Genomic DNA, 17925 nt, shown 5'->3' with positions numbered 1-17925 from the left:
TAGGATATCCCTATAGGAGGGGGTGTTTCATGGGTGGGAAAAAGCTCTTGGCTCTTGGGCTTTGTCTTGGACTTCTAGCTTTTGCTCACGAGGACACAAAAGACAAGAAGGTAACCATACAAAGGCCGCCCAAGTCCTTGGACAACTACTATCCACCCAAGGATAAGAACCTCTCCTTTGTGAAGGATATGCACGCTATGAGCGTGGCTTTTTATGGAGTTCGTGTGAACGTAAGCCAAGGCGACTGGGAAAAGGCTCTTATGTGGGCAAAGCAGTTGGAGGAGGTTTATGTAAACAACTCTAAGAAGGTTCCCGAATGGAAAGATCACTACAAGCCTGAACTTGCTAAAAAGCTTGTGAAAGCAGTACAGTCAAAGAACCCAGACCTCGTAGCCAAAGCAAGCAAAGCTTTGGGAGAGACTTGTCAGAAATGTCACGCACAACACCAGATAGCCGTAAAACTATACTATCACTTTCCACCTTACGACAATATAAAACTCGAGGATCCTGTTGAACTCCAGGTATTGGGAGTCAAGGATTATATGGTAAACATGACCAACTCCCTAAAAGGCCTTATAGTTTTTCTAAACCAGGGAGAAGAGGATAAGGCGAGGGATGAGGGAAAAAAGTTCGTGGAAAGGGCAAAAAGCCTTACCAAGATGTGCTACGAATGTCACAAGTCAGAGAAAACCATAGAATCCTTGGCAGGGCAGGACTACAGGAGCACATTGGAAGACCTACAGAGCTTTTTAAAAGAACAAAAGTTGGACCACCAAAAGATATTCCAAAAGCTTTCGCAAGTAGAAAACTACTGTTACAGGTGTCACAACGTACACCTTGTACCGGCACTTGTCAGGGATGCTCTAAAGTGACCTGAGGGAACTTTCAATCTGCTCCCTCCACTTCTTTGCTATAAACCTTAGATAATCCATGTCTATTGTCTTTAGTTCCCTCTTTTCCATGAGAACCTTTCCCTTACATATTACTGTGTCTATGTCGGACGATTTGGCACTGTAGATGAGCTGAGCCACAGGATCGTAAAGGGGTTGAAGATGTGGCTTGTCCATATCTACTAGTATTAGGTCTGCTTCGTAGCCTTCCTCCACTTTACCGGCTTTTATCCCACATGCAGAAAAACCGTTGTAAGTAGCTATCCTAAGAGCTGTTTCTGAATCCATAGCCTTCGGGTCTAAGCTTACACCCCTCTGGAGCTTTACCATGGTAGAGGTTTCCTCAAGCATGTCCAGGTTGTCATTGGAAGCAGGCCCATCTGTACCAAGGCAGACGTGTATGCCTCTTCTTACGTAATCCCAGACAGGCGCTATACCAGAGGCTAGCTTTAGATTACTCTCTGGGCAGTGAACTACCTTTACGTTCCTCTCTTTGACCACTTGTCTTTCTTCTTCGGAGAGCCAAACCATATGGGCACAGATAACCCTATCAGAAAGAAAACCAAGACTCTCCAGGTGCATCACTGGAGTTTTTCCATAAGTTTCTCTTATCCTTTCTACCTCCTCCTTAGTCTCTGCTACATGTATGTGGATGTATAGGTTTTCCTCATCCGCGAGCTCCTTTATCTTAAGGAGTGTAGAAGGTCCGCACGTGTAGGGGGCATGAGGACAAAGTACAGGGAAAACCAGATGAGCACCTTTGAAGACTTTTACAAACTCCCTGGCTCTCTTTATATACTCCTCTTGAGTCTTGGCTACCTTTGTGGGAAAATCAAGGATACCAAAGCCAAGGCCTATCCTTATACCCACTTCCTGGGCTACAGCTCCAATCTCCTCTTCAAAGAAGTACATGTCCATCAGCAGGGTAGTACCTGATAGAATACTCTCAGCTATTCCCAAGAGGGCACCATCCCTTACAAACTCTGGGCTTACAAACTTACCCTCCAAAGGCCATATGACTTTCTCTAACCAATCCTTTAATGAGAAGTCTGCACCAATACCCCTAAGAAGGCTCATGGATATGTGGGTGTGCATGTTGGCAAAGGCAGGAAATACATACTTACCATGGGCATGGATGATTTCCTTAGCATGACTTTCCCTATCCCCTACGTAGGATATGACACCATCCTTTATACCTATGTTTACCCTTCCCTTACCTGGCAGTTGAGCATCTTTTATAAGAAGGTCAAACATGTTTAAGTATTATAAAAGCAGGCGGTCAAAAAGCTTCTTAGGCCAATCTTCATCATCTAAGAACAATACATTTTTTCGTTCGTACTCACTTTGCTTTGGAGGAGAAGCAACACCCTTTATAAGATCGTTGTAAGGTGTAGTTGATAGGATAAAGGACTCTAGGACAAGGTCCTTCTTGCCTATACTCTGCTCTATCTCTTTAATCTGGTGGGCAAACTTTATTTTTTCGTCATCTAAACCTTTAGCATGTATCAATCCGTGTGGTTCAATAAACACAATAATCTGTTTTTCAGGCTTCTTTACCCACATGATAAAGTCAGGATAAAAACGTGACCATTCTAGTTGGAATCCAATGCCAGACCTTGACTGATTTCGTAAAAGGTAGATCTCAAGGTTTGTAAACCTGTCTTTGTTCTTCTCTATATACTCCATTAAGCCGATGATAAACTTACCTTCACTCTCTACAAGACCAGAAGGACTAATGACTATATCATAATCCTTATCCTTACTGTCCTTTTTCAGGAGTATTGGTAGGTACAGATGTCTATCAAAGCAAATCACTTTCAAGATGTGATCTTCCTGACACAGTTTGTTTAAATCTTCTGCTAGCTCCTTTAATCTTTTTATCAACTCTTCATTTTTCTTACCATTTTCCTTACTCTTAGTAATCTTAACTTCATAGCTATAAGGAGATGATACAAAGCCGGAAAGCACATATTCTCTGCCCAGATGGTTACAGCTCATGTTTTCTGTCTCAAAACGCCTCGCATGCCGTTTGTAAAACTGGTCTATGTACTTTTTGAGAATCAAAATTGCTATTTCTTCCACTCTGATCAAGTCATCCAAAGTTTTCACTTCAAGACTTTCAGGTAGAGTATTTACTTTGTAGTTATCCGATTGTAGGATTGTTTTCAGTGTATCTATGTCAAAAACTAGGTTCCAGTACCCTCTCATGATTTTAAAATCATAAATCTCCTTCCATATCCTTTGCCAGTTTAGTAGATGTATGGTCTTCTCTGGCAGTCTTTGTCCAGTTCTTAGTTTAATCTCTTCTGGACCTTCATCTTCTTCCAGTTTTCTTCTTTCTACTTTTTGTAGTTTTATCGAAACATCCAGGTTTATAAAGATCTTATCATCCAAGCTTAACCTTAAAACTTCCTCTTCCTCAAACTTTTTGCCTTCTTTTGGGGCAGGTATATAAAGGTCTTTCCACTTTTCCTCGTGCAGTAGTTTGATGGGTATCCTTATGGTCTCAAACTCAACCCCTTCTTTACTGATGGCCTCCAAGAATTCATCAAGGTAATCACCCTTTATGCTGTATATGTTCAGGGTTTCTAGAATCTTGAGTGGACCTTCTTCTCCACTTCTCTTAAGGGACATGTCTTTACCCTTTAGCCTTACGCCCCTTCCAAAGAGCTGAATGATCTGAGGACCCTGACCCTTTCCTATGTTGATAAGGCCCATAGATGAAACTCTCCAAGTGTCCCACCCTTCTATGAACTTCTTGGAACCTATTAGGATGTTTATGAGAGAATCTGGCTTCTTGATGTCATCAAAGAGAGAATCAGATATTGCATCATCTTTTATAGATATTCCTTCCTTTTTCAATTCATCCTTGAACTTACTAGTATCACCTATGTTTACTACACCAAAGTAGGGATTGTCTCCGACCCTTAGACCAAACTCACCCTGAGCCCTTTTGATTTCGTACACTTGGAAATCTCCTTTACCACCAAAGATTCTCATGTAGAGATCATCAACTTCAAACCCTAGTTCCCTTATGTAATGAAACTTATCCCTAAAAATATCACCCCCTTCATCTCTCAACTTCCCACTTAGTATCTCTTCCACTTTTTCTCTTAACCAGTCCTCCTGCTTGATCACCTTTCTGATAAATTTCACTATTTCGACAACATCTGAATTTTCTCCTTTACCCGTGACTGTAGCTCCAACAAAGACCCAAAGTGGTTTTTCAATATTGTATTCTCTAGCTATATTTCTATTCTTTTCATAGACAAGTAACTGTTCATAGAAGTCAAGCATATTGGCAACAAACATGATTTCTCTGAAATTTTCCATAATCTTTTTATTCTGTTTTATGTCTTTGACATTAAGCACGTAAAAATCTTTACCATAACCATCTAAATAAAAGTACTTGTAGGAGTAGTCAAAGATTATGGCCTTGGCATACTCCTTAAGAGTATCTTTGTTCTTTTCATCCAGTATCTGACCAAAGGTGGCACTGTATTCAAAAACAAACCCATCCTCAGCGAGTTTATTCCTTATCTTTGCCCATTTTTGTTCTTCTGATCTTTTACCTTTATGGCCTTCGTCCACAAATACAAGGTTCCTACCTTCAAAAGCACTCACAGGTATGGTCAAACCACCACCTTTTTTCTCTTCCACAATCTTCGTTATCTCTATGACTAAAACTTCGTTATTTCCTCTGTATAGCCTACTTCCGTTTAAGTTACCCTCGTAAAGCCTACATGGCACACCACTCTTCTGTAATTCTTCAAAATGTTGTTTTGATAGCCCTTCGTTTGGTGTGAGAAATATTATGTTGTCCGGTGAGAATAGATTGTAATTAAAGAATTGGTGGTAGTTTATATGAGCTATTAGAGTTTTACCCGAGCCAGTAGCCATCCAAAAAGCAATCTTGTTTAAATCACGTTCCGTGAATTCATCTATCAAATCAATATCTCTCTTCTTCTTGTAATCTTTAAGGAATTCGTTAAGTTCTTGGATGAACTCCGCCTTTCTGTTTCTGAGGTTGTCCAAAACTATTTCAGTAAAGAGTACTGCAAGGTATTGGAAATACTTAAGCTTTATAGGTCCTCTTTTATGACTAATCTTCCTAACGTAATTTTGGATGTTTTGATCGTAAGTAAGTAGAGCATCCTCTGAAATCTTCCTTTCACGGAAGGATTTTAGGACATTTATAAAATGACTTCTACCATCACTATCCACACCCTCCTCTACATCTTTTAGCCTCTTTTGAAGTTCCTTAAATTCTTCAACGCCAAAAAGTGAAAGCAGATACTTATTTAATACAAGGTGCTTTTCTATCCTTTCTATTTTCATGGTACGGTTTCTTCCATCAGCTTTCCAAACTCTTGTTCAATGCACTTTATCTCTACTGTGAGTTTTCCAAGCCTCGGAGTTAGAACACTTTGGCCGTTAACATAGACTACTGCAGGCTCCCAATCCTCAAGCTCCTTTATGATAAACTCTTTATCCTTCTTAAAATCTTCTTCAGTCCATGTATCTTCGTACTCACGCCATACAACAGCAATGTTTTTATCATCCTTCTCACCAAGAACAAAAAGGTACTTTCTTCCATCGTTGTTTCTTACCTTTACCTTCTTCACCTTCAATCCTATTAGGTAGTTAAAAGTCTCGGGTATGTCTACTACCATCTCCTGTGGTTCTCCTACACTTGTAAGATTTACCTTCAGTTTGTAAGCAAAGGGGTTTTTAAGCATTTGAATGTTGAGTAAGTATGGGCTTTCTCTTGTCTCAAAGCTAAGGAAGTACTTAAGAAGGTACTCATCTTTAAACATCTCTTGCAATTCTTCCTTTGGCGTAAGCTCAATGTTGTCCAATGCGTCCTCGTACTGTTCAAGGATTTGATACTTGAAAAAGCCGCCTGCAGTCTTTTCATTGTACTTTTCCTTTACATCCTTTTCCTTGCTTATTCCTGATTTGTCATAAGCTAAGACCTTTTTCATTCTTGGCAAAATCACTGTCCAAAAATGTTCTCCTGCTTCTATACCAATCCATTTTCTTTTAAGCTTATGTGCCACTGCTGTGGTAGTACCAGAGCCAAGGAAGAAATCCATTACTAAATCGCCTTCGTTGGATGTGGATTCTATAACACGCTTGAGAAGGATTTCGGAGTTTTCGGTTGGGAAATAATTATTTATTAACTTCGAGGTAATATTTGAATAACTAGGAATATCAACCCAATTAGAATCTACGGCTAATTCCTCGCTTTCCAATTTATAAATCATTCCTCTTTGAAATTTAATTTTTAATTTTTCGATTTCTTCTCTAGGTAATTTGGATAGTATTTCTCCTTCATCTGTAATTGCAATTATTTTCCCTTCATTAAATAATCTATCTATATTTTCTTGACTTTGATTCCAATGATATCCAGAAGGACTTACAAATTTAATTCCATTTACATAGCACCAATTCTTAATTGGATTATCCTTAGGAGATAACATTTTTACCCATTTTAATTCATGATCCTTTTTCTTAACTATCGGTTTGAACAAACCTGTTTCCAAATTTTTAAAATAAAAAAATAAAAAATCAGTAGCTGGATTAAATCTTGAAGGCAATGCAGCTTGAACATTTCCTTTTCTTAATATTATCTCATTCCTAAAATTCTCCTTTCCAAAAATCTCATCCATCAAAGGTCTCACAATCCAGTTTCCGTTATAATCACATCTTACAAAAATGCTTCCCTTTTCATTCAATAATTCTCTTGCTAATCTTAATCTATTCTCAAGCATCGTTGCCCACGTAGAATCTTTATACTTCACGTTGTAAAGGTAGTCAGCATCTTGCTCTTTGTTAAAGGGTGGGTCAATATAAATCGTCTGCACTTTTTCCTTAAACTTTGGCAGAATGGTATTCAGCGCCTGCCAATTCTCACTCTTTATAAGCAAGCCATCCAGGATATCATCTAAATCCCTCTCCTCTGTTAGCTTCTCCAGCAGCCTCTCCTTAAACTCCTGACTGAAGTACCTTGTGTCTATGGGTAGCTTCTTCCACTCTTTGCCGTGTAAAGTTTTGTTCTCAATTAAATCTTCTTTCCCCTTAACTTCAATGCCAAACAATTCCTTCCATTCCTCTAGCTGCTCCTTGTTTTTCAAAATCTCGTCTATGATTTCTTCTAAAAAATCTTCTCCTGCGTGTTCCTTGATCTTGTCTAAGGTTATCACATACTCAGTCTTTATCACAAACTTTTTCTTCTCCCACAACCTCTTCTGAAAATCCTCTATCTGAGAAAGGAAGTCTATTATGGCCTCTCCTATCTCACGCACTACCTTTGCCCTGGTTATATGCTTGTCTAAAAACTTTTCTTTTTCTAACGTCTCGATGGAAAGCACTTCTGACTTTATAAAGTAGTCTAGTTGCTCCGACAAAAATCTTTTTAAGTTCTTGTGAATGAAGAAATCCCTTATGTTTTTTGCGGTAAATCTAGAAATTTGATACAATAAAAGCTGCTTGCCCTTGTAGTCTTTGGCCAAAACTTTCTTTAAGTGTGGATCATCCACTTTACTTATTATCTCCTCGTAAATCCTTTGGTTTATCTTTTCCTGTTTTGAGCTGATGCTTCCACTCTCTACCTCGTACTCTTTTATCTCTTCTTCTGTCAACACCCTGTACTGAAAGCGGATTATGAAGGTTTTATCATCCAATCTCTCCAATGGTTTTTCCTTATCAAGGACAAAAAGCTTTCCTTTTATATCTTTGTTTGGTCCTATTTCATCCTGAGCCTGGACTGTACGGAAGATTATAGTATAGCCATCGGCTTTAAAGGTGTAGTCCCTGAAAAGCGTGCTTGTCTTTATGTAGTACTGGTCATAGTTTGCCCAATAGAGTTTTATCTCCTCTCCGTTGTATGGGATAGCGTACTTATGTCCCTTTATCGAATACCTATACTGTGGAATAAAATCACCATCCTCGTAGTACCTTGAAAAGAAGTTGTAAAGATCGTTAAACACCTGCGACTTTATCTGGTCTATGGTTTCCATATCTTCTTTACGTTGCTTTAACTGAAGGTATTCCCTGCCAAGCGGTGTTTCCTTAAATTCTTCTTTAATGTCTCCTGTTGATGTAATGGCATTTTCACCCAAAGCTTGAATAATCTTTTTCTTTAAATCTTTAAGTTTTTCATTTATGTCCTCAAGCCTTTCATCCTTGTACTTAGAAAAAGCTTCATCAACCTTCTTTTTTAAATCTTCATCAATAAACTTTTTTATCTGTTCTCTTTTGTAGTTTAAAATCCTGTAAATGCCAAAGTCTAGGTCTGAGGCTTCAAACTCAAAAAGCTTCTCCAATAAATCCTTGAATTTCTCGAAACTATCCATCATACCTTCCTAATTATAAGTATCATTATACTAAATTGCCTTAATATTATATCCTTATGCTAGGGGTAATAGGTGGTAGCGGGCTTTACAGCATAGAGGGTTTAAAGGTGGTTGAAGAGGTTGACGTTTCTACACCTTTTGGTAAACCTTCTTCCACTGTTGTTCTCTGTGAGCTGGAAGATAGAAAGATTGCCTTTATTTCAAGGCATGGAAAAGGTCACTCCATTCCTCCTCACTTGGTACCTTACAGGGCTAACCTTTGGGCCCTTAAAGAGGTAGGAGTTAAAAGGGTGCTTGGTATTTTTGCTGTCGGTGGCATATCACATTATCTAAAACCTGGTGATTACGTGGTGGTGGATGATTTTATAGAGTTTACAAAGGGAAGGGTAAGCACCTTTTATGAGGGTGCTATGTCTGTAAAAGTGGAGGGCAAGGACAGACCGTCGGAGCTCCTTAAGGCTGGTAAGGTAGTTCACATAGATCTTAGTCAACCTTACTGTCCGCAGATGAGAAAGGTTCTTATTGATGTTCTTGAAGAGCTGAGGCTTCCTTATCATAGTTCTGGTGTGTACGCGTGTACTGAGGGTCCAAGGTTTGAAACACCAGCGGAGATAAGAGCTATAAGGCTTTTGGGTGGCGATGTGGTGGGTATGACAGGGTACCCTGAGGTTGTTCTGGCGAGAGAGTTGGAGATGTGTTACTCTGCTCTGTGTGTGGTTGCAAACCCTGCCGCAGGAATATCATCCAACAAGCTTACCAGCGATGAGGTCATACAGATGATGAAACAGAAAGAGGAGGAGATAAAAGAAGTGATAAAGCTCTTTGTCAAGAACCTTCCTGAGGAGAGAGTATGTCCTTGTCCTTCTGCCCTTGAGGGTGCTGTGGTTTAACTTATGAGGGAGTACCAGAAGAGTAGACCGTCGTGGTATCCGAGGATATCCTCGCTTGCCCTCTCTGGATGTGGCATAAGGCCAAAGACGTTACCTTCTTTGTTACAAACTCCAGCTATGTTAGATATTGAGCCGTTTGGGTTAGCTTCTTTGGATATGTTTCCATCTCTGTCACAGTATCGCAGGACTATCTGACCGTTCTCCTCAAGGGTTTTGAGTTCTTCTTCGCTTACGTAGTACCTTCCCTCTCCATGTGCTATGGGGACTACGAGGACCTGTCCTTTCTCCATGCTTTTTGTAAAGGGTATGGCGTTGTTCTCAACCCTAAGGAAAACATCCTTACACACAAAACGCATGTTTTCGTTCTTGAGTAGAGCTCCTGGTAAAAGGTGAAGCTCTGTCAGGATCTGAAAGCCGTTGCATATACCTAGGACAAGGCCACCTTTTTGGGCAAAGTCGTATACAGCCTGTCCGAGGGGTGTCTTGCTGGCCAAGGCTCCTGCTCTTAGGTAATCTCCAAAGGAAAAACCTCCTGGTAATACTACACAGTCCACGTTCTCTATCTTTCTGGTAGTATAGGGCAAGAAGACTACATCCTTTTGAAGAAGGTCCCTTATTATGTAGTAAGTGTCATAGTCACAGTTAGAGCCAGGGAAAACACAGACACCAAACTTCATTCTATCAGATACTCCTCAATGAGTGGGTTTACCAAAAACTTCTGTACCATCTGATCCACGTTCACGTCACCATCCACCGTAATTTCTAACACTTTTCCAACCTGGACATCCTTTACAGGATAACCGTTTTCTACAAGCATCTCTTTTATAGCTCTCCCTTCAGGATCAAGCAGGCCTTTTTTGGGAAGTATAAGGACTCTATACCGTTTCATGGAAAAGATTATAAGCCAAGCAGAAGGTTGTACAGGAAGAAAATGGGTGGTACTATGATCCTCTGGATTATACCAAACATTAAGAGCACCATTATTATCCAAAAGCCATAGACCTCAAACCTGTAGAAGAGATCCCAGTATCTCACGGAGAAAAGGCTCATAAGGACACGACTTCCGTCTAAAGGTGGTATGGGTAAGGCGTTGAATACTGCCAGCACGAGATTCACAAGCACGACCTTGGCTGAGAATATAAGAAGAGGTTCTGTGATGCTAAGTGGTAGTACATCGTACAGCTTTTTGTCTAAGATGTTGTATAGGATGGAGAAGATGATAGCAAGCAGAAAGTTCATGCTTATGCCAGCTATGGACACCAAAAAAGTACCGAGCCTTAGATTCCTAAACCTCAAGGGGTTTATGGGTACAGGCTTTGCCCATCCGAAGAGGATGGGAATACCCATCAGCATAAGGAGGCCTGGAAGGATTATCGTTCCAAAGGGGTCTATGTGTGGCAAGGGGTTTATGGTAAGCCTTCCTTCTTCCTTCGCCGTAGCGTCTCCCATCCTGTAAGCCATCCATCCATGAGCGTACTCATGAAACACTACGGCCATCATTAAAGCTGGAAGGGATATGACAAGGTTTCTAAGGTCTGGTTCCATCAGAGCCTTACCTCTTTAAGCCAGTCCCAGTTTTCTAAAAACCACTCTACCGTCCTTCCTATGCCTTCCTCTAGGCTTACTTTAGGCTCCCAATCCAAGAGCCTCTTTGCCTTCTCTATGTTGGCCCATGTGGCCTTCATGTCGGCTTTATGAAACTCTCTGTTTTGCACTGAGACCTTTTTGCCCGTGTAATCTTCTATGAGGTTTATAACCTCCTGTAGGGTGTGAGGGTTGTTGTTACCGAGGTTTATTATCTCATAGCCTAATGGCTTTAGGGCTTTTATGGTTCCTTCGGCTATGTCGTCTATGTATGTAAAGTCTCTGCTTTGGGCTCCGTCTCCGAATACCTCCAAAGGTTTCTCCTCTAGGGCCCACTTTATAAACCTAAATATGCTCATGTCTGGTCTGCCTGCAGGACCGTAGACAGTAAAGTACCTAAGCACGGAGACATCTATACCGTAAAGGTAATGGTATGTATAGCTTATGACTTCCGCGGCCTTTTTGGAAGCAGCGTACGGGGATATGGGGGTGTTCACGGGAAGGTCCTCCGTAAAGGGCATGGGTTGTCCTGCATACAGGGATGAAGTGGATGCGAGTACAAACTTTCCTACTTGGTATCTTCTGCAAAGTTCAAGCAGGTTAAGGGTTCCGTTTGCGTTGGTGGTCATGTAAACGAAGGGATTCTCCATAGAGTAGCGCACTCCAGCTCTTGCAGCTTCGTTTATAACTGCGTCAAACTTATACCTTTGGAATATCTCCTTTAGACCCTCAAAGTCCTCTATGTCCACTTTGTAGAAGATGAAGTTCTTGTGATTTTGAAGGTCTTTAAGCCTGTATTCCTTCAGTTTCACGTCGTAGTAGTCGTTTAGGTTGTCCACACCTACTACCATGTGGCCTTCTTCAAGGAGTTTCTTTGACACTTTCCAACCTATAAAGCCTGCGCAACCTGTAACCAGAATCATCATGCTCATATTTTACTTTTTCTTGGGTATCCTTCTCTCCCTTTTGTAAAACTCCTCCAGTTTTCTTACCACGAGCCTGTCAAACCTATCAGCTGGCATATCCATCATTAGTTCTATAACATCATCCACGTGGTCGACCGTGTATATGTGAAACTCTCCTTTTTGCAAGCTTTCAAGGACTTCATCGTCAAGGACTAGGTTGTCGTAGTTTCTCGAAGGTAGGACCACCCCCTGTTTACCGTTCAGACCCTTTGCCTTGCAAACCCTATAAAAACCTTCTACCTTCTCCCTAATGCCACCTACGGGTTGTACGTTGCCATACTGGTCTACGGAACCTGTTATGGCTATGTACTGAGGCAAGGGAATACCACTTATGGCTGATAAGATGGCCATAAGTTCGGCTACAGATGCACTGTCTCCTTCTACTTCATCGTAAGACTGTTCAAAGGTGATGCTGCAGGATATATGCAAAGGTACATGTCTTGAGTACCTACTGGCGAGAAGTCCAGAGAGTATGAGTACAGCTTTTGAGTGTATGGGCCCGCTTAGCTCTACTTCCCTCTCTATGTTTATGACTCCTTTCTCTCCAGGATAAACGGTTGCACTTATGCGTACGGGTCTACCAAAGCTTATGTCTCCTAACTCGTACACGCTTATACCGTTTACCTGACCTATGGCCTTTCCTTCTACGTCTACTATGATTTTCCCCTCTACTATTGCCTGTCTTACCTTCTCCTCAATCAGGTTTGATCTGTAAACCTTTTCCTTCAGGACCCGTCTTATATCCTTAGCATCTATCATGGATTCACAGATGGCAGAAGCTTCTCTCAGGATGTCCACTATGGGTCCCATGATGGTGGAAACCTTATTCCTACTCCCAGACATCCTTATGGCTTCTTTAAGTAGCTCAGAGAGTCCATCTGCCGTAAGGTCTTTTAAACCCTCTTCCTGTACTATCTTTTTGATCAACCCAGGGAAGACCTCTATCACCTCTTGGTTTAACTCTACAGTTGGATCAAACTCAGCTTTTACTTTGAATAGCCTGTTAAACTCTGGGTCGTACATGCTAAGAAGGTGGTATGTGAGCGGATCACCGAGGAGTACCACCTTTATGTCTGCAGGTACAGGCTGGGGATTTATGCCCACGTGAGGGACTATAAGGTCGTCCAAAAACCCTGTCATGTGTATCTTCTTGTGCATGAGGACCTTCTTAAGAGAATCCCAAAGAAAGGGGATCTTAAGCACATCCAAAACCCTTAGGACTAAGTAGCCACCCCTTGCCCTGTGTAGAGAGCCACAGCTCAAACTCATGTGATCTGCATAAAGAACTCCCATCTCAGCCGTGTAGGATATTCTCCCAAAGAGTGTTTGAAAGGAGGGGACTTCCTCAAACACTACGGGAGCTCCCTCCAAAGCCGAGTTGTCTACGAGGACATTCACCTTGAAGATATTAAAGTATTTCTCCAAAGCTCTAAGCTGGGATGGGTTTCCTTTTGAAATGTGCCACTCCATAAACAAGTCTATGTTCTTTACTATCTCCTGCTCAAGTTTTTCGAAGAAACTTACCACCTGCGGTATGTCCTTGTATTTCTCCTTGTAGCGGGAAAGAACTTTATCCACCACGTACATAGCTGTTTTCTCTCTGAGCTCCAAAAGCTTGTCTGAGAGCTCATGGTCTATTTCTCTCAAGGTCCTTAAGTATTCTCTGAACTTGTCCTCAAAGGCCGAGTAGTTCTTCTCGTAAATCTCTTGTAACCTTGGGTTTGCCATGAGCTCATCGTGTGGGACTATCCTTCTTCCTACAAGTGGTAAAAGCCTTATACCAGAGGGTGTAAAGATAACACCCAAACTGTGTTTTTCTGCATCCTGTATAAGGTTGTTTATGACTTCCTCCCTTCTTCTCTCAAACTCCTTGGTTATCCTCGCTACTTCCTCATCGTATTCTTTTGATTCAAATATCTTGGGAAGTTCTACCTTTAGGGATTCTATAGCCTTGTCCACATCCTGGCTTAGGGTCTTGCCCATACCCGGTGGTACGAGGAGATAAAGGGGGTTCATGGGACTTTCAAAGTTGTTCACGTAGCAGATGTCCTCGGGTGTCGGCTTCTTCTTTGCCTCTTGCAAAAGACGTCTGAGCGTATAGGTAGCCTTACCTATGCCTTCTGGACCTGAGACGTAGATATTGTAACCCTCCTTGTCCACTAGGAGAGCAAGGTCAAAGGCCCTCTTTACCCTATCCTGCCCTATGAATACTTCTACAGGCTTTACCTTGTCTGTGGAGACACTGTAGCTTACGTTTATGGTAAGCTCCTGATGGCTGAGCTTCTTTATCACACTAGCTTACCTTCTTTATCTGCCTTCCTATCTTCTTTTCTACAGATTCTACCTTTGACTTTATCCTGCCAGACTTGCCTTCCCTGTAGTCTATCTTCATGGTTATGGAAATGCGCGGACAGTCCTTCTTAAGAGCTTCAAAGCCCTGCTTTAGAACCTCCATAACCTCATCCCATGTTTCTCCCTCTATGATGGTACCCATGGGGGTGAGTATGTAGTCAAGGCCAGACTTGTCTACTATGTCCACAACCCTAGCCACGTACTCACTCACACTCTCTCCCTTTCCTAACGGTGTCATGCTAACGAACACGAGTACGCTCATGGTGTTTAAAATTTTAATCTGTTTTTTCCTGAAGTTCCACGTAGGGCATTATTTCAGCGAGGTCTATGAATTTATCGCACGCGTTGATGAGCTCTACGGAGGAGCTCTCTCTTGTAGAGACGCAGACTATTTCTTTCCCAAAGCTCCTTAGAGTCCAGACGAGCTTTTCAAAGTCGCTGTCGCCTGAGCACAGCACCGCCACGTCGTAGTTATCCTTAGTTAGTATCATATCTATGGCTATGTCCACGTCCAGGTTGCCCTTGTAAGAGCCATCCTTTAAATGCTTTATAGGTTTTTTTATGACTGTAATCCCACTGAAGGCCAAAAGCTTTATAAAACTCTCTTGTTTTTCGTCGCCTTCCCTGTAGGACAGGTAGAAAAAGGTGTTGTATATATCGTAATCCTTCCTAAAAAAGTCTACAAACTTGTGCAGATCCACCTTTTTGTTGAGAATATGCCTCTGCATAAAGTAGAAGTTTGTACCATCTATGAATATGCCAGCTCTTTTTCTTATTCTTGCATGTACCATACTCTAATCCCAACTGTTACGTGGGTGTTCCTTTCCCAAAGAGTCTCTACGTTTATAACCTTGACGTTGTTTATCTTTATCCATTCGTTTACTTGCTTCTCTATAAGCTCGTCCAGGCTCTCGTCCTTGAAGGGGGTCATCTTCCTGTGAAAGTCCTTGTACTTTATAACCATCACGTTACCTCTTCTTCGGGTACTGATACAATGACTCTTGCAGGCCTGAGGACCTTATCGTGTAGGTAATAGCCTTTCCTTACCACTTTAATCACTGTGTTAGGTGGTACATCTGGGTTGTAGTCTTTGTCCACCGCTTCGCACAGGTACGGGTCAAAGACGGAACCTTCTACTTGCATTTCCCTTACGCCATAATTTTCAAGTATGTTCTTCAGGGACCTGTATATGATCTCAAAGCCCTGAAGATATGAACTCTCATCCTTTGGTATGCTCTCAAAAGCCCTCTCGAAATCATCAAGCACGTTGAGAAGTTCCAAAGCAAGCTTCTCGTAGCAGTACTTTTTATGCTCTTCCAAATCCCTCCTGTACCTTTCCTTTAGGTACTCGTACTCCTTTTGGAGTTCCATAAACCTTTGGTTTACCAACCTAGCTGTATTTTCAAGCTTGGCAAGCTTCTCCTTATGCTTTTCTAATTCTTCCTTGAGCTTTTCCAGCTCCTCCTGTTGCTGAGCTTCTTGAACTTGCTGTAGCTCCTGTACTTCTTGCTCTTCCTGCCTCTTTTCAGCCTCCATATCCATAGAAAGATATTATAGAACTCGTTTGGCTTATAATGTAAATTGAGAAAAATTTGCAAGGAGGTGAAAACATGGCAGTACATAAAGTTCAACCCAAGGACCACCTTAAACCTTCAAACCTCAAGGGCATATCTGACCAGCAGATAGAGCCACACTTTGAAGCTCACTACAAGGGTTATGTAACCAAGTACAATGAGATACAAGAAAAGCTAGCGGACCTTAACTTCTCTGACAGATCTAAGGCAAACCAGAACTACTCTGAGTACAGAGAGCTCAAAGTAGAGGAGACCTTTAACTACATGGGTGTAGTCCTGCACGAGCTGTACTTTGGACATCTTGGACCCAAGGGTCAACCTTCTGAGGAGCTAAAGAAGAAGGTAGAGGAAGACTTTGGTTCATGGGATGCCTGCGTGCAGGAGATAAAGGCTGCAGGCATGGCCTTCAGGGGATGGGCCATACTAGGACTAGACATCTTCTCCGGAAGGCTTGTAGTTAACGGCCTTGACGCCCACAACGTGTACAACTACACAGGACTCATACCCCTTATAGTGCTGGACACTTATGAACATGCTTACTACGTGGATCAAAAGAACAAGAGAGCTCCTTACATAGACGCCTTCCTAGAAAACCTAAACTGGGATGTAATAAACGAAAGGTTTGCTAAGGCTATGAAGGCTTACGAGGCACTCAAAGACTTTATCAAGTAAACCGCGGGGGCCTTCCCCCTTTTTTAATGAAAGAAACCAGGATAATAAAGTACATAAAGAGCCTTATAAGGAACAGAAAGTACATGACCACAGAGGATATAATGCTTTACCTTGAGAAGTACTACAGTCTTCCTATTAACATACCATCTGTGTACTACAAGTACAGGACCATAATAAGAGAGTGCAGGAAGGAAGTCTACAAGGAAAGGAGGAAAAGGAAGAAGGATGGAGTTTGACCTTGTAATAGTAGGAGCAGGCTCTGGTGGATACGAAGCCTGTCTTTATGCCCACAGAAGGGGACTCAAAGTAGCCCTCGTGGAGCTCTCTCCCGAGACGGTAGGCGGTAACTGCCTAAACAGGGGATGCATACCATCCAAGTACATGAGACACGGAGCTTATCTGATTGAAAAGCTAAATCACATTAAAAACTACGGCGTGCATCCTCAAGGCTATACCCTTGATATGAAAAGCCTCAAGGAAAACAGAGACAGGGTAGTGGTTACCATAAGGGAAAACTTTAAAAGGTTTGCTGAGCACATAGGCATACCCATATTCTACGGAAGGGGTATCTTAGAAGACAGGAACACTGTCTACGTGGAAGGGTCCGACGTAAAACTAAAGGCCAGGTTTATCCTCTTGGCCACTGGTTCTTCAGTAGCATCTTTGGGTGATCTAAAAAGCGATGGCAAGTACATCCATGACACGGACAGCATATGGAGCTTAGAGGAGTTTCCCAAGAGGATGCTAATAGTTGGTGGTGGTGCCGTAGGTGTTGAGTTTGCCTACATCTACAGGATGTATGGTGTGGATGTCATACTGGTAGAGATAAAGGACAGGATCTTACCCTCTCCTGACATACCCGAAGATTCTGCCAGATACTTAGGTAGGAAGCTCAAAAAGCTAGGTGTAGACATAAGGCTTAAGACCTCTGTACAGTCCTGCAGCGTGGTTGATGGCAAGGTCTACGTCAACCTATCGGATGGCAAGCAGGAGGTGGTGGACCTTGTACTTCTTGCAGTGGGTAGGACTCCCAATACCTCTTACATAGGTCTTGAGGATATAGGTGTTGAAAAGGATCAAAAGGGCTTTGTGAAAGTAAACTCCTACTGTCAGACAAGCGTGTCCAGCGTATACGCCTGCGGAGATATAACCTCCCAACTCATGCTGGCCCACAAGTCCATGTATGAGGGGAAAGTGGCCATAAGTCATATGCTTGGAGAGACAGATTTAAAGAAGGATGACAGATGGGTACCTAAGATCATATACTCAGCTTACGAGGTGGCCAGTGTGGGACTTACAGAAGAACAAGCCGAGGACGAAGGCTACGACGTGAAGGTGGGTGTAGTTTCCTACGTTACAAACCCTAAGGCTATGGACGATGGTGAGAACGAAGGTTTTGTCAGGTTAGTGGTAGACAGCGACTCTGGCAACATACTAGGCTGTCACATAGTCGGCCCCAATGCAGGTGAGCTTATACACCAAGTGGTACATGTAATGAGGGCGGGACTTAAAGCGGATTTCCTCTCCAGAAGCATGTACACACATCCATCCCTCTCAGAGGCTATAGGTCAAGCTGCCTCAGAGGTTCACTACGGACCCATATCGTGGTCTAGAAGAGCCTAAGCCTTTTGGTTTATCAT

17 protein-coding genes are annotated in these 17925 nt (G+C 42.1%); 5 read left to right on the top strand and 12 right to left on the bottom strand.

Annotation, left to right across the window (positions count from 1 at the left end; all coding sequences use genetic code 11):
- Positions 1-29 precede the first annotated feature (29 nt).
- Complete coding sequence (locus B5444_RS03195; protein ID WP_079653799.1) at positions 30-872, top strand: hypothetical protein; 843 nt, start codon at positions 30-32, stop codon at positions 870-872.
- Here B5444_RS03195 and B5444_RS03190 read toward each other — a convergent pair.
- From B5444_RS03190 to B5444_RS03180, 3 genes are read right to left on the bottom strand one after another with little or no spacing between them, the layout of a single operon-like run.
- Positions 864-2144 carry an amidohydrolase gene (locus B5444_RS03190; RefSeq protein WP_079653798.1) on the bottom strand — a complete coding sequence of 427 codons (1281 nt, stop codon included), beginning with the start codon at positions 2142-2144 and terminating at the stop codon, positions 864-866. The genes B5444_RS03195 and B5444_RS03190 overlap by 9 nt on opposite strands.
- A 9-nt stretch (positions 2145-2153) precedes the next feature.
- Entirely contained in the window at positions 2154-5228 is a 3075-nt protein-coding gene (locus B5444_RS03185) for a DEAD/DEAH box helicase family protein (RefSeq protein ID WP_079653797.1), read from the bottom strand.
- Positions 5225-8251, bottom strand: a complete 3027-nt coding sequence (locus B5444_RS03180) for a DNA methyltransferase (RefSeq protein WP_197680860.1) — start codon at positions 8249-8251, stop codon at positions 5225-5227. Before B5444_RS03180 ends, B5444_RS03185 begins: the two co-directional genes overlap by 4 nt.
- Before the next feature lie 53 nt (positions 8252-8304).
- Between B5444_RS03180 and mtnP the strand changes: the two genes are divergently transcribed.
- A complete protein-coding gene (gene mtnP, locus B5444_RS03175; RefSeq protein WP_079653796.1) occupies positions 8305-9138 on the top strand; it encodes an S-methyl-5'-thioadenosine phosphorylase in 834 nt (277 codons plus the stop codon).
- Here the strand turns inward: mtnP and purQ are convergent.
- From purQ to B5444_RS03130, 9 genes are read right to left on the bottom strand one after another with little or no spacing between them, the layout of a single operon-like run.
- Positions 9135-9815 carry a phosphoribosylformylglycinamidine synthase I gene (gene purQ, locus B5444_RS03170; RefSeq protein ID WP_079653795.1) on the bottom strand — a complete coding sequence of 227 codons (681 nt, stop codon included), beginning with the start codon at positions 9813-9815 and terminating at the stop codon, positions 9135-9137. The two genes, mtnP and purQ, sit on opposite strands and share 4 nt — an antisense overlap.
- Positions 9812-10027, bottom strand: a complete 216-nt coding sequence (purS, locus tag B5444_RS03165; RefSeq protein WP_079653794.1) for a phosphoribosylformylglycinamidine synthase subunit PurS — start codon at positions 10025-10027, stop codon at positions 9812-9814. The genes purQ and purS overlap by 4 nt, the downstream gene beginning before the upstream one ends.
- Positions 10028-10035: 8 nt before the next feature.
- Positions 10036-10683 carry a site-2 protease family protein gene (locus tag B5444_RS03160; protein ID WP_079653793.1) on the bottom strand — a complete coding sequence of 216 codons (648 nt, stop codon included), beginning with the start codon at positions 10681-10683 and terminating at the stop codon, positions 10036-10038.
- Positions 10683-11648 carry an SDR family NAD(P)-dependent oxidoreductase gene (locus B5444_RS03155; protein WP_154021728.1) on the bottom strand — a complete coding sequence of 322 codons (966 nt, stop codon included), beginning with the start codon at positions 11646-11648 and terminating at the stop codon, positions 10683-10685. The genes B5444_RS03160 and B5444_RS03155 overlap by 1 nt, the downstream gene beginning before the upstream one ends.
- Positions 11649-11657: 9 nt before the next feature.
- On the bottom strand, positions 11658-13979 hold the full coding sequence (locus B5444_RS03150; protein ID WP_231967156.1) for a Lon protease family protein: 2322 nt from the start codon (positions 13977-13979) through the stop codon (positions 11658-11660).
- A 1-nt stretch (position 13980) separates the two neighbouring features.
- On the bottom strand, positions 13981-14301 hold the full coding sequence (locus tag B5444_RS03145) for an MTH1187 family thiamine-binding protein (RefSeq protein WP_079653791.1): 321 nt from the start codon (positions 14299-14301) through the stop codon (positions 13981-13983).
- Between the two features lie 13 nt (positions 14302-14314).
- Positions 14315-14830 (bottom strand): LabA-like NYN domain-containing protein, encoded by a 516-nt coding sequence (locus tag B5444_RS03140; protein ID WP_172838423.1) that lies wholly within the window; start codon positions 14828-14830, stop codon positions 14315-14317.
- On the bottom strand, positions 14812-15003 hold the full coding sequence (locus B5444_RS03135; RefSeq protein ID WP_079653790.1) for a hypothetical protein: 192 nt from the start codon (positions 15001-15003) through the stop codon (positions 14812-14814). Before B5444_RS03135 ends, B5444_RS03140 begins: the two co-directional genes overlap by 19 nt.
- A complete protein-coding gene (locus B5444_RS03130; RefSeq protein ID WP_079654640.1) occupies positions 15003-15575 on the bottom strand; it encodes a nucleotide exchange factor GrpE in 573 nt (190 codons plus the stop codon). The genes B5444_RS03135 and B5444_RS03130 overlap by 1 nt, the downstream gene beginning before the upstream one ends.
- A gap of 74 nt (positions 15576-15649) precedes the next feature.
- Between B5444_RS03130 and B5444_RS03125 the strand changes: the two genes are divergently transcribed.
- From B5444_RS03125 to lpdA, 3 genes are read left to right on the top strand one after another with little or no spacing between them, the layout of a single operon-like run.
- Positions 15650-16285 (top strand): superoxide dismutase, encoded by a 636-nt coding sequence (locus B5444_RS03125; RefSeq protein ID WP_079653789.1) that lies wholly within the window; start codon positions 15650-15652, stop codon positions 16283-16285.
- 26 nt (positions 16286-16311) lie between these two features.
- The gene (locus B5444_RS03120) at positions 16312-16521 is read left to right on the top strand and encodes a hypothetical protein (protein ID WP_079653788.1); all 210 of its coding nucleotides are present in this window, start codon (positions 16312-16314) and stop codon (positions 16519-16521) included.
- Positions 16511-17908, top strand: a complete 1398-nt coding sequence (gene lpdA, locus B5444_RS03115) for a dihydrolipoyl dehydrogenase (protein WP_079653787.1) — start codon at positions 16511-16513, stop codon at positions 17906-17908. The genes B5444_RS03120 and lpdA overlap by 11 nt, the downstream gene beginning before the upstream one ends.
- Positions 17909-17925: the final 17 nt, after the last annotated feature.

This window comes from Thermocrinis minervae (assembly GCF_900142435.1).
Classification (GTDB): domain Bacteria; phylum Aquificota; class Aquificia; order Aquificales; family Aquificaceae; genus Thermocrinis_A; species Thermocrinis_A minervae.
This window is presented reverse-complemented; position numbering and strand designations above follow the sequence as displayed.

Excerpts from the sequence above, each read along its gene's own strand:
- B5444_RS03195 (WP_079653799.1), top strand. The coding sequence starts at position 30 with ATGGGTGGGAAAAAGCTCTTGGCTCTTGGGCTTTGTCTTGGACTTCTA.
- B5444_RS03190 (WP_079653798.1), bottom strand. The coding sequence starts at position 2,144 with ATGTTTGACCTTCTTATAAAAGATGCTCAACTGCCAGGTAAGGGAAGG.
- B5444_RS03185 (WP_079653797.1), bottom strand. The coding sequence starts at position 5,228 with ATGAAAATAGAAAGGATAGAAAAGCACCTTGTATTAAATAAGTATCTG.
- B5444_RS03180 (WP_197680860.1), bottom strand. The coding sequence starts at position 8,251 with ATGATGGATAGTTTCGAGAAATTCAAGGATTTATTGGAGAAGCTTTTT.
- mtnP (WP_079653796.1), top strand. The coding sequence starts at position 8,305 with ATGCTAGGGGTAATAGGTGGTAGCGGGCTTTACAGCATAGAGGGTTTA.
- purQ (WP_079653795.1), bottom strand. The coding sequence starts at position 9,815 with ATGAAGTTTGGTGTCTGTGTTTTCCCTGGCTCTAACTGTGACTATGAC.
- purS (WP_079653794.1), bottom strand. The coding sequence starts at position 10,027 with ATGAAACGGTATAGAGTCCTTATACTTCCCAAAAAAGGCCTGCTTGAT.
- B5444_RS03160 (WP_079653793.1), bottom strand. The coding sequence starts at position 10,683 with ATGGAACCAGACCTTAGAAACCTTGTCATATCCCTTCCAGCTTTAATG.
- B5444_RS03155 (WP_154021728.1), bottom strand. The coding sequence starts at position 11,648 with ATGATGATTCTGGTTACAGGTTGCGCAGGCTTTATAGGTTGGAAAGTG.
- B5444_RS03145 (WP_079653791.1), bottom strand. The coding sequence starts at position 14,301 with ATGAGCGTACTCGTGTTCGTTAGCATGACACCGTTAGGAAAGGGAGAG.
- B5444_RS03140 (WP_172838423.1), bottom strand. The coding sequence starts at position 14,830 with ATGGTACATGCAAGAATAAGAAAAAGAGCTGGCATATTCATAGATGGT.
- B5444_RS03135 (WP_079653790.1), bottom strand. The coding sequence starts at position 15,003 with ATGGTTATAAAGTACAAGGACTTTCACAGGAAGATGACCCCCTTCAAG.
- B5444_RS03130 (WP_079654640.1), bottom strand. The coding sequence starts at position 15,575 with ATGGAGGCTGAAAAGAGGCAGGAAGAGCAAGAAGTACAGGAGCTACAG.
- B5444_RS03125 (WP_079653789.1), top strand. The coding sequence starts at position 15,650 with ATGGCAGTACATAAAGTTCAACCCAAGGACCACCTTAAACCTTCAAAC.
- B5444_RS03120 (WP_079653788.1), top strand. The coding sequence starts at position 16,312 with ATGAAAGAAACCAGGATAATAAAGTACATAAAGAGCCTTATAAGGAAC.
- lpdA (WP_079653787.1), top strand. The coding sequence starts at position 16,511 with ATGGAGTTTGACCTTGTAATAGTAGGAGCAGGCTCTGGTGGATACGAA.